This window comes from Nocardia tenerifensis NBRC 101015, assembly GCF_000308715.1.
In the GTDB taxonomy this organism is placed as follows: Bacteria; Actinomycetota; Actinomycetes; order Mycobacteriales; family Mycobacteriaceae; genus Nocardia; species Nocardia tenerifensis.
On sequence record NZ_BAGH01000549.1, the window covers coordinates 1 to 11,082 of the forward strand.

The following is an 11,082-nucleotide window of genomic DNA, read 5'->3' on the forward strand; positions in this document are numbered from 1 at the left end:
AGGGAGTGGCTGCTGCCGGTCTGCGCCGAGACGTGGGACGGATACCTCAACGACATCAACGGCGGGCACGTCACGCCGGAAATCGTTGTGGCCGCGCTGGATTCGGCCCGCGGCGGGCCGCTCGACGAGGGCTCCGTCGGCGGCGGCACCGGAATGAACTGCTACGCCTTCAAAGGGGGGAGTGGCACCGCGTCGCGACTGGTCGAGTTCGGGCCGCACACCTACACCGTCGGCGTGTTCGTTCAGGCCAATTTCGGCTCCCGGCACGAACTCACGATTCGCGGGCATCGCGTCGGCGATCGGCTCGCGGTCGAGAATCCGATGGAGACCACCGACTGGGGCACCGCGCCCGCGCGCATCCCCGCCGCGCCGGGCGGCGCCGGCTCGGTCATCGTCGTCGTCGCGACCGACGCGCCCCTCGACCCGCTCCAGTGCATCGCCATGGCCCGGCGCGTCCCGTTCGGCCTGGCCCGCACCGGCACCACCGGGAGCCTCTTCTCCGGTGACCTCTTTCTCGCCTTCTCCACCGCCGCCGACCGCGCCTCCGACACCGGCTTCCCCCACGGCGATCCCACCCCCGACGATCTCGTCACCACCACCCGCCTCCCGTGGAACCGCATGGACCCCCTGTACGCGGCCGTCGTAGCAGCGGTAGAGGAGTCCGTCCTCAACGCCCTCATCGTGAACACCCCCATGACCGGACGAGACGGCCACCACTCGCCCGCCCTACCCCACGACAAGCTGAAGGCCTTACTCGCCAACGGGTTTCGCTGATCCCGGCACCTTCCTCGCCGAGCGCTCGGCCGTCACGGAGCGTATGCGGACAGATAAGACCGACTCCGAACAGCCAGCCGATGCCCTCGCCGGATCGGCGCGCCGCGATGGATGATGTCGCCGTCGATGACCAGGAGCGTGCCCGCTGGTCCGATGATCGGAACGGGGTGCTCGACCAGTTCCGGGGGTAGTAGCCGGGTCTCGCTCGGCTCCGGTATTCGCTTGCGCTCTCGATTCGCGACCTGTGCCTGTTTCCCGAAGGTTTGAGTTCCGGGGAAACAGGTGAACGGACCGGTCTCCTCCGTCACGTCCGAGAGATAGAGGAAGAACTTGAGGTTCGGCGTCTTGTCGTAATGCGGCGCTCGAGCGAAGTGCTCGGTATCCACCTTGTCGTAAACGATGATCACATCGTTGTTGAAGGCGTAGTCGCGGCCGAAGAACCGATCGGTCACGTCGCGCATCCATCGCTGACCGAAGAACTTCGCGGTCGTCTTGTGCGAGGCGGCCAGTTGCGCTCGGAGCAGTCGGTATCCGGCACCGCTTCCGTAATCCAGAATCACCGACTCGGCCGGTGGCGATTCGATGACCCCCGAACATTCGGCCCGGATTTCCGCCAGGTCAGCGGAGGCGCATCGTCCCGGCAATTTCACTATGCCGTAGCGCCGCAGCGCCTCGTAAATGTCGTCGGATCCGTCCGACGAGCCTAGTTCGGGCACTCTCGACTCGGCTGTGCTGTTCATGTATCGCTCATTCTGTCGGGTTCCAACGGCGAGGGCCCGTCGACGAGATTGCATACATCCCCACGGGTATTGTCGCATAACCTGTTGTGGTCCAACGGGTTTCGATGTGTTCTCGATGATGCGGCGTACCGTCGCACGGTACGGCACGGACGCCACCGTGCGCGCGGGTTTTCGACTCGCCGGGGAATCTTCCATTCGATGTGGCGTCGGCGGAGGATGGTGAGCGCGTGTGGCGGGCAGCCGGTGAAGGTGATCGGATGCGGCGGAAACAACACCGGGAAGGAGCGCTTTGTGTCGAATTTGATGGTGGACTTCATTATTTCGCTCGACGGGTTCGCGTCCGCGGAGGGGTGGCCGGGGCTGTGGGGGATGGGCGGGCCGGAGTATCTGGCGTGGCTCGATGAGGATGCCGAGCAGGAGCACACGGTGCTTCTGGGGGCGAGGACGTATCGGTTGATGTCCGGTTTCGTCGCGGAGATGGGTGATGAGCCCGGTATGGCCTCACTGACCGCGCGGCCGAAGGTTGTGTTCTCATCTACGTTGCGGGGGCCGCTGTCCTGGGCGAATACCGAACTGATACAAGGGGATCCGATCGAGGCGGTGCGGGAGTTGAAGCGGCGCGGGCCGTTGCGCACCATCGGTAGTCTCAGCCTGTGTCGCTCGCTCCTGCGAGCCGGGGAGGTCGACCGTTTCCGCGTGGTCGTCTTTCCGGTGATCAACGGGGCCACGGGTCGGGAACGCATCTTCGACGGGTACCCCGATGTCGCGCTCGAACTGGTCGAGACTCGCACGTTCGACGGTCGGCTTCAGTTGTTCGAGTACGTTCCCACCGTGCTCGACGGGCCGCCGGGGGCGAGCAGCGGAAGTTGATCGCTGCTGTTACGAAAACGCAAGGGGGCTCTCGCAGTACCTGTATCAGCAGGATCTCCCGGACGTCCAAAATGCCTGTCAACCTTGGTGAGTCGAAAGCGCCGACAACCGTGTCGGCGCTTTCTTCCACGGCAGAAGGGACGGAGACCAATGGCGGACAGTCAATTCAGCACTCACACAGAACTTTTCGATCTGCATGGGAAGTACGCGCTTGTCACGGGCGGCACCAAGGGCATCGGGATGATGATCGCGCGCGGCCTTCTTCAGGCGGGCGCCCGCGTCGTCATCAGCTCACGCGATGTGGACGCGTGCGCGCAAGCACAGCATCTGCTGTCCGAGTTCGGGGACGTTCGGGCAATCCCCGCCGATCTGTCCAGGCATGAGGAGTGTCAGCGCCTCGCCGATCTCGTCGAGCGCGACTCCGAAGGTCTTGACATCCTCGTCAACAACGCGGGAGCGATGTGGCGCGAGCCGCTGGCGACGTTCCCGGACGAGGCGTGGGACACGGTGCTCGACCTCAATCTCAAGTCGCCGTTCTGGCTGGTGCAGGCGCTGCTCCCCGCACTTCGCAAGGCGGGCACCGTCGATGATCCCGCCCGGGTCATCAATATCGGCAGTATCGCCGCCGTCCACGTCGCCGAGTCGCCCAACTACTCGTACGCCAGCAGCAAGGCCGCACTCCATCAACTCACCAGAGTGCTTGCCAGAGAACTGGGCCCGCAGCACGTCACGGTGAACGCGATAGCACCGGGTGTGTTCCCCTCGCGGATGATGGCGCCCACGCTCGATGCCATCGGCGACACGATCGCGGCGGCGGCTCCGCTGCGCCGGCTCGGCCGCGACGACGACATGGCGGGTATCGCCGTGTTTCTCGCCAGCCGGGCCGGGGCCTACCTCACGGGCACCATTATCCCGGTCGACGGCGGCATCGCGACGACCGCAACAGGTACGCCTTAGGCGGCGCGTTCTTGCGGGCGCAGTCGTCGGGGGTACTCACAGTGCCTCCCTCGGACCCGCGGGACGGGCTTACGGTGAGGGTATGGCCACGATGGATCTACGCACCGAGATCAAGGAGTTCCTGCGCTCGCGTCGCGCCCGCATCGCCCCCGAACAGGCGGGTCTGCCCGCCTACGGCGGCAACCGGCGGGTCAGAGGCCTGCGCCGCGAGGAGGTCGCGCTACTTGCGGGCGTGTCGGTCGACTATTACGTGCGCATGGAACGCGGCAGCCTCGCCGGTGCCTCCGACGGCGTCCTCGACGCGTTGGCCTCGGCCCTGCGACTCGACGAAGCCGAACGCGACCACCTGTTCCACCTCGCGCGCCAATCCAGCCACCCACGCCGGCGCAAGCCCGCAGCCACGGTCCGCTCCTCACTGCAGCAGGTACTCGACGCCATCTCCCATGCACCGGCCTTGGTCGGAAACGGACGCTACGACGTGCTCGCCACGAACCACCTCGCCCGCGCCCTGTATTCACCGATGCTCGCCGACCCACGACGACCCGCCAACACCGCCCGGTTCGTCTATCTAGCCCCCGACGCGGCCAGAGACTTCTTCGTCGACTACGACCGAATCGCCGGTGACGTGGCCGCGAAACTACGCATGGAAGCCGGCCGCAATCCCCACGACGAGGCACTGATCGCCCTCGTCGGCGAACTATCGACCCGCAGCGAACTTTTCCGACAACGATGGGCATCCCGAGACGTACGCCTACACCGCTCCGGACGCAAACGCCTACATCACCCCACCGTCGGCCGACTCGACTTGGACATCGAATCCCTGGAACTCCCCGCCGAACCCGGCCTCCACCTCAACATCTACACCGCACCCCCAAACACCCCCACCGCCGACAACCTAGCACTCCTGGCATCCTGGGCAGCCACCCAAGAGACTCAGGCGACCGAACTCGAAGCACCCAACGGATAGTTGCCCCACGACCCGCTGCCGCCGCGCGTTAGCCGAGACCGCACTGACGCACCAATCGGGATGAGCCTGCGTTCGGGCGAGGCCGGGAGGGCACGGTCAGTGATCGGTTGACCTCGTCACGACGGGAGGAAGAGGGTGGTGGCTTCGTTGGATAGTGCCGCGGAACCGGGTGGGTCTTCGTCGGTTTGCGCTAGGTGTAGGAGGCCGAGGATGGCGGCGTAGGCGATTCGGGCACGGTGGGCCGCGCGGGCCGGGGGCAGACCGAGTTCGCGGTAGGTGCGGGTCATCAGTTCGAGTCGCGCGCGGTTTACTTCGCGGATGGCCGCGCCGACTCGGGGATCGTTGCGGTCGCCGAGCAGGCTCAGGTGCACCGACGGTGCTAGGGGCTGAACGGATCGCACGACTGTCGTCAGCAGTTCGCGCAGCCGCCGGGCGGGGTCGGCGATCGCGGCGAACTCGGCGAGGCCGCCTTCGCCGTGGGTGCGCACCCACTCGGCCAGCGCGGCCTCGATCAGTTCGTCGCGGTTGCGGTAGTGCGCGTAGAAACTGCCCTTGGTCACGCCGAGGGTGCGGGCCAGCGGTTCGACCGCGACCGCGGCCAGGCCGCCGTCCGCCATCGCCTTCAGCGCGGCGCGCGCCCAATCCTGGGCGGACAGCCGGGTCGTCTCGTTCACCACGCAGAAAGGATACGCCGCCGTATTGACGCATCGAACCCGTGCGGATACGGTTGCGTATGGATACGGCACCGTATCCACAATGTGTGGAAGGTATTCGCGTGGAGCACAAGCACATTCGGCGGGTGGTCACCGGTCACGACGCTTCGGGCAAGGCGCGGATAGTCGACGACGATGCGGTCGAACCCATCACCACCGCGCTGCTGCCCGGCTTCGCCGCCTATCGACTGTGGGGACGTGACGAGCGGCCCACCTTCCCCGACGACGGCTCGCCGCACCGGGCCGAGGCGTGGTATCCGCCGCGCGACGGGTCACGCTTCATGATCAACACGATTCCGCCGGGCGACGCGCGCCCGCCCGCGGACCTCGATACCGCCTCGGCGCTGGCGGAGTTGGAGCGGCGAATGCCGGGCGCGATGGCCGTGCAGGAACCCGACGGCGGCGGAATGCACACCACCGACAGCCTCGACTATGTCCTCGTCGTCTCCGGCGAGGTCACGCTGGAGTTGGACGACGGCGAGCTGACCGTGTTGCGGGCGGGCGACGTGGTCGTGCAGAACGGCACCCGGCACGCCTGGCGCAACCACGGCACCGAGACCTGCACGATCGTCGGCGTCGCCATCGGCGCGGACCGCGCCTGAATTTCAGACCGGCCGGACGCGCAGTACTCCGGTCAGCATCGGGAGGGTGAACTCGCCGCCTGCGGTCTCGGGCCTGCTCGCCAGGTAAGCGCGGATCCGGCCGAGCGTGCCGGCGCGTTCCTGCTCCGGCATGACCAATACCCCTGCGCGCGTGGCGAGTGTCGCGACCAGGGAGTCCGCGGTGCGGCGCTGCGCGTGCGGGAACTCGGCCTGCTCCGGCGAGCCGAACCGCGCGGGCGCGTCGGTGCGCGGAAGGTGCAGGCCGGCGGTCGCGGCGCGCCACCTGCTGAGCGTGTCGCGCGGTCCGACGGCCACGCCCTCGCCCACCCGCGCGAGTCCCGCGACCCAATCGATCCGATCGTCCAGCACGTTCCATAGCCCGGCGAGCACCCCGCCGGGCGCGAGCACCCGCGAGATCTCGTCTCCCGCAACGGCCATATCGAACCAGTGCAGCGCGTTCCCCGCCAGCACCGCGTCGACGGACGCGTCCGGCAGCGGTATCGCCTCCGCGTTCCCCGCCAGCGCGCGAACCCCGGGCAGTGCCCGCCGCAGCTCGGCCAGCATCGCCGAATCGGGCTCGACCGCAACGACATCGATGCCCAGCGACACCAAAGTGCCGGTCAGCTTGCCGGTTCCGGCCCCGAGATCGAGCACCCGCGGACCCGGCGCGCCCGCCAGCGCCCACCGCACCGCGCCGGCCGCGTAATCCGGCCGATGCTCCGCATACGCGACCGCGGCCGCCCCGAACGACGAGGCATGCGCCGGCCGATCATCCCGCTCCATGGCGTCACCCTATCGGTGTCCGCCTGGAGATTCCGCGAATCTCCCCGAAGCCGGCGGAGGCGACACGCGGCTCACCGCCCGAACCCGCGAACGCGGCGCAAGCATCGGCCGTGGCGGGTGAATGGTGAACTGCGGCAGCCGGTGTCGGAATGGGGCGGTGACCGGTAAGTGAACTCATCGCGATTCGGGGCGGGTGGGCTGGCGGCGGCGCGGCCAGATCCGGCATCGTGGGTTGCGGAGCTTCCTCCAGCCGCGGCGGGCGGGGCTCGAGGAAGTGGAAAGTGTTGTGGGACTGTAGGTTTGCTGGCTTTGCTGACCTGGTCGGGTGCCGGTGGTCGGCAATGAGCGGGAGCGAGTCGAATGAGTCTGGACCTCCCGCAGGAGCTGCGCTGGCTCGGCTGGATCGCCGGGACCACGTGGCCGGACGGCGACGAGGACGAGATGTGGGCGATCGCGGCGGCCTGGAAGACCGCGAGCGAGGAGCTGCAGGCGCTGCTGCCGGACATCGACCGGGCGAAACTTGATACCGTGCGGGCCTACCCGCAGGGCGCGGCGGCCGACGAGATGGGCAAGCTGTTCGACGGCCTGCGCACCGGCGACCAGTCGCTCGAGTCACTGGCTCAACTGCTGCAACAGATCTCGGACTCGGCCTTCGACATGGGCACGCAGTTGCAGGCGACCAAGCTCACCATCATCGTCTCGCTGTGCTGGCTGGCCATGGAGATCCTGTGGGCGTGGCTGTTCCCGCCGACCGCCCCCGCCGTGGAGGCCGCAGCCATCACCACCACGCGGTCGTTCCTGCGGGTCTTCGAGGACACGGTGCAGAAGCTGATCACGAACCTGGCCCGCAAGCTCGGCGCCTCGGCGGAGAAGCGGTACTTCTGGAAGACGTTGGCGGGCGGGCGATTCGTGCTGCCGACGGCGAAGGGCTGGGGCGTCTACGGGGTGAAGTTCGCCGAGGGCGCGGTCACGTCGGCGGGCTTGAACGCGGCGGTGCAGCTCGGCCAGATGGCGGACGGGAAGCGGCGGCACTTCGACGGCAGGGAGTTCGGCATCTCGATCCTCGCCTCGGCCGCAGGCACCCTGCCGTCTCGTGAGTTCGCGCGGTATATGGGCCGCGGGATCGACAAATGGGGTGCGCACGCACTGAACAATGTGTGGGGCCGCACCGGGCGCGGCGTGTTCATCGGCGCCGGAGCGGGTGTGGTCAGCTCGGTGGCGGGGAACCTGGCCGTCGGCGCCGCGACCGGGGATTGGTCGTCGTTCGCGTCACCGGCGGGCTGGGTCGGCAGCGTCACGCGCGGCGGGCTGGTCGGCGGTGCGCGCGGCGCTTTCGCGAAGTCGACACCCATCTCCAGATCCGATGTGCGGTATCCGCTGTGGATGCACCGGCCAGGTGCGCCCCGGACACCACCGTCCAACGCGGCGAGTCAAGGATCGGGTTCGACCCGATCGCCCGGCCGCTCCTCGATCGAGATGCAGTCGCTGCAAGGGGATCGCGGGTCGAGCCACGGCCGTTCGGTGGTGACGAATAGCCAAGGCGGCGGCGGTGGCTCGCGCGGGCGCGGGGGAGACGGCTCGGCAGTTCATACCGCCTCGCACAACTCCGGCGAGGGATCGGGGAGTAACCATGGAAGCTCCTCGCGGGGAACGAGTCCCGCGCCGTCGGTTGTCGCGAATGGAGGTTCTTCGCATGGAACCGGTCCGGCACCGTCGGTTGTCGCGAATGGAGGTTCTTCGCGCGGAACCGGTCCGGCACCGTCGGTTGTCGCGAATGGAGGTTCTTCGCGCGGAACCGGTCCGGCACCGTCGGTTGTCACCAACGGAAGTTCTTCGCATGGAACCGGTCCGGCACCGTCGGCTGTCGCGAATGGAAGTTCTTCGCGCGGAACCAGTCCAGCACCGTCAATAGTCGAAAATGGTGGCGGATCACAGCATTCGTCTACGGCCCCGATAACGGCGAACGGTTCGGGTTCACACCAGCCCGTTCCGGCGGCCCGCTCGGGAGATGGAACACCTACCGGCCGAGGCGATACCGGCAGCCACGGCACCCTCGCCAGCGACGGACGGTCCTTCCACACCGGACGCGGGACGCTCGACAGCCAGGGCCAGTCGTTTCACACCGCGCGCGAGTCCTCCTTCCATACCGCGCAGGAGTCGCACGGGAGCCAGTCGTCGGTGCGCGGATCAACCAGTGACGCAGGCTCATCGGGCTCGAACCGGAACGGCTTCGTGCCGCCCACCTCGTGGCAGTCCTCGGTCGACGGCGGTTGGCGGCCGCCCGGCGGCCACGGATCGGTCTTGACCGGAGGCGCGCCGGTCGCCTCGCCCGCACCGGGCTCCACCGTCAGCGGCTCGTCCGTCCACGGCTCCTCCGGCGGTGGCTCTTCCCACACACCGAGCCAACCGCCCCCGGGCGATACCGGATCCACCCGCTCCGGCGGTGGCTCTTCCCACGCACCGAGCCAACCGCCCCCGGGCGATACCGGATCCACCCGCTCCGGCGGAAGCTCGAATACCCCGGGCACCCAGGGTAATCCAGCGCGCCCACCGGCAGAACCCTTCCTCGGCCCCGGCAAGGACATGAAGGCCAAGACCCGCCCGAAACTCCTTCCGCACTGGGCGCCGCTGCCGGGCGCGTTCGACGCCCCGGACGCGCCGGAGTCCTCGGTCTGGGTGCTGGAGCAATCCGACGAGGCCGGCGCGCCGGACGAGGGCACGGCCCACATCGGCGTGGACGTGCCCTTCACCCTGAACAACCGTTGACAGCACGAACAGAGGGGACTCCTCCGAGATGGCACGCACCGTAGAGGTCGACACGAACCAGCTCCGGCACGCCGCCGGCGGCTGCGATCACATCCACGACAGCATCACCCGCACCCTCGGCACCCTGCGCGCCGCAGTGAATGGCAACGGAACCCCTTGGGGCAACGACAGTTTCGGCAACAAGTTCGCCCAGGGCACCAAGGGCTACGTCGTCGCCCGGGACAACCTACTGGCCGCCGTCGACCAGATGGCCACCACCTTCGGCGAGTACGGCAGGGGCCAGCGCGAGGCCGCCGACAAGATGGACGCGATGGAGGACGGCAACACCAACGGCCACCGCTGAGCGGCGACCACCGTGCACCATCGGCCTACTCGGCGCCGAGGCCGCGCGCCAGTACCGACCACGAGTTGCGCAGATCCGTCTCGAACAATCCCCAGGTGTGCGAGCCCGTCTTGCGATCGACGTGGGTGGCGGGCACGCCGAGTTCGTTGAGCCGCGCGGCGAAGGCGGTCGTGCAGAGGCTGGCGGCCGCCTCCACGGGCGGCGACGGCAGGCCGCCCTTGTCGATATCGCCCGGTATCCCGGACGCGGCCGAGAGGTAGATGGCCTTTCCGGCGAGCGCACCCGCCCTGGCGAACGCGTCGTGCGCGTGCCACGTGGGCGAACCCGGCTCACCCCACATGTTCAGTGGATTACCCCTGCCCCCGATCACCTGGGAGCTGATCAACGCCGTCCCGAGTACGTCCGCGGCCCACGGGCACCCGCTGTACGCCCCGACGGCCTGGTACAGGTCCGGCGCCTGGATCGCGAGGTCGACCGCGGATCCCGCGCTCATCGACACGCCCGCTATCGCGTTGCGGCCGCTGGTGTTCAGCTGCGCGTCGATGACTGGCGGGAGTTCGCGGCTGAGATAGGTCTGCCACCGCTCGCGGCCGATCATGGGATCGTCGGCGATCCAGTCGGTGTACATGCTGAAGGCTCCGCCGATCGGCAGCACCACATTGACGTTCTTGTCGGCGAAGAATCTCCGGATATCGGTGCTGTCCCACCAGGAGACGCCGTCCTCGCCGCCGCCGATGCCGGTGAGCAGGTAGAGCGTGGGCGCCGACGGGTTGGCGGCCCGGATCACGTGATTGGTGATCACGCGATCCATGGCCGCCGAGTAGACGTCGATGCGCGTCAGGTTCCCGTCGATCTGCGTGTCGCTGACCACCCGCACCGCATCGACGGCCACCGCGGCCGGGACCGACGGGGCGGCGACCGCGAAGGCGATCGCCAATAGGCTGACCAGTGCTGTGGAAACTCTCGAATCCGCCATTCGCTCGGTTATACCGTCGAGCGGTTCGTCGGCGACGCATGAACACGCAATGTGACCAGCATAGTTACCGAACAGCTATCAAATCGGCCGATCCGGCCCGAATGTTCGAGGCGGAAATGTCCCGCGCCGTCGACCGCTTGCTCGCACGTCGAATGGCCCGGCAACGCCGAAGGCGGGCACTCGAGAGTGCCCGCCTTCGGCGCGATTTCAAGCCGCGACGGCCAACTCCTTCTCGGTCGGCCAGCGCCGGTGGTCGGCGTCGATCACGTAGGCGTGGGTGTGCCGGTAGAACCGGTCGTCCACCCGGACGGCGTCGGCGAGCAACTCCGGATCGACGGTGCCGACCTCGTGCAGATGGGTGATCAGCTCGGGGTCCCGCCGCGGCCACGTCCGCAGCGCCGCGAGGGTTCCCACGCCGGCCAGCACCGCGAGCGTGAGCCAGGTGATGGTGAAACCCGCTGCGGCGGTGAGCCATCCGGCGATGGGGTAGGTGAGCAGCCACGCCAGGTGCGACAGCGAGAACTGAGCCGCGAACAGCGCGGGCCGGTCGGCGGGCCGCGACGAGCGGCGCAGCACCTGCCCGGTGGGCGT

The 11,082-nt window shown here is 68.2% G+C and carries 11 protein-coding genes and 1 pseudogene; 7 read left to right on the top strand and 5 right to left on the bottom strand.

The features are described from left to right. Positions 1–774, top strand: a 774-nt coding sequence (locus ON39_RS36095; RefSeq protein WP_040740877.1) for a P1 family peptidase, incomplete at its 5' end; no start/stop codon positions are given. Positions 775–806: 32 nt separating this feature from the next. On the opposite strand, the gene ON39_RS36100 is transcribed toward ON39_RS36095, so the two are convergent. Then, the gene (locus ON39_RS36100) at positions 807–1,514 is read right to left on the bottom strand and encodes a phytanoyl-CoA dioxygenase family protein (RefSeq protein WP_157195579.1); all 708 of its coding nucleotides are present in this window, start codon (positions 1,512–1,514) and stop codon (positions 807–809) included. A 291-nt stretch (positions 1,515–1,805) separates the two neighbouring features. On the opposite strand from ON39_RS36100, the gene ON39_RS36105 reads away from it, so the two are divergent. The 3 genes from ON39_RS36105 to ON39_RS36115 all read left to right on the top strand — a co-directional run bounded on the left by ON39_RS36105 (position 1,806) and on the right by ON39_RS36115 (position 4,308). Then, positions 1,806–2,384, top strand: coding sequence for a dihydrofolate reductase family protein (locus ON39_RS36105; RefSeq protein WP_040740887.1), 579 nt, complete (start codon positions 1,806–1,808; stop codon positions 2,382–2,384). 150 nt (positions 2,385–2,534) lie between these two features. Beyond that, positions 2,535–3,341 carry an SDR family oxidoreductase gene (locus tag ON39_RS36110; protein WP_040740879.1) on the top strand — a complete coding sequence of 269 codons (807 nt, stop codon included), beginning with the start codon at positions 2,535–2,537 and terminating at the stop codon, positions 3,339–3,341. 82 nt (positions 3,342–3,423) lie between these two features. Next, a complete protein-coding gene (locus tag ON39_RS36115) occupies positions 3,424–4,308 on the top strand; it encodes a helix-turn-helix transcriptional regulator (RefSeq protein WP_040740880.1) in 885 nt (294 codons plus the stop codon). 116 nt (positions 4,309–4,424) lie between these two features. On the opposite strand, the gene ON39_RS36120 is transcribed toward ON39_RS36115, so the two are convergent. Then, entirely contained in the window at positions 4,425–4,985 is a 561-nt protein-coding gene (locus ON39_RS36120; protein ID WP_040740881.1) for a TetR/AcrR family transcriptional regulator, read from the bottom strand. Between the two features lie 98 nt (positions 4,986–5,083). Here ON39_RS36120 and ON39_RS36125 point away from each other — a divergent pair, with 98 nt between their 5' ends. Continuing rightward, positions 5,084–5,623, top strand: a complete 540-nt coding sequence (locus ON39_RS36125) for a cupin domain-containing protein (protein ID WP_246002696.1) — start codon at positions 5,084–5,086, stop codon at positions 5,621–5,623. A gap of 3 nt (positions 5,624–5,626) precedes the next feature. Here ON39_RS36125 and ON39_RS36130 read toward each other — a convergent pair whose 3' ends face one another. Further along, positions 5,627–6,406: a class I SAM-dependent methyltransferase gene (locus tag ON39_RS36130; protein WP_040740882.1), complete on the bottom strand. Its 780-nt coding sequence runs from the start codon at positions 6,404–6,406 to the stop codon at positions 5,627–5,629. Between the two features lie 360 nt (positions 6,407–6,766). Between ON39_RS36130 and ON39_RS36135 the strand changes: the two genes are divergently transcribed. Beyond that, positions 6,767–9,172: a WXG100-like domain-containing protein gene (locus ON39_RS36135; protein WP_040740883.1), complete on the top strand. Its 2,406-nt coding sequence runs from the start codon at positions 6,767–6,769 to the stop codon at positions 9,170–9,172. 28 nt (positions 9,173–9,200) lie between these two features. After that, positions 9,201–9,515, top strand: coding sequence for a hypothetical protein (locus ON39_RS36140; protein WP_040740884.1), 315 nt, complete (start codon positions 9,201–9,203; stop codon positions 9,513–9,515). A 25-nt stretch (positions 9,516–9,540) separates the two neighbouring features. On the opposite strand, the gene ON39_RS36145 is transcribed toward ON39_RS36140, so the two are convergent. Beyond that, a complete protein-coding gene (locus tag ON39_RS36145) occupies positions 9,541–10,491 on the bottom strand; it encodes an alpha/beta hydrolase (protein ID WP_040740885.1) in 951 nt (316 codons plus the stop codon). A gap of 207 nt (positions 10,492–10,698) precedes the next feature. Continuing rightward, positions 10,699–11,082 (bottom strand): annotated as a pseudogene (locus ON39_RS36150) (MFS transporter); the annotation flags it as partial.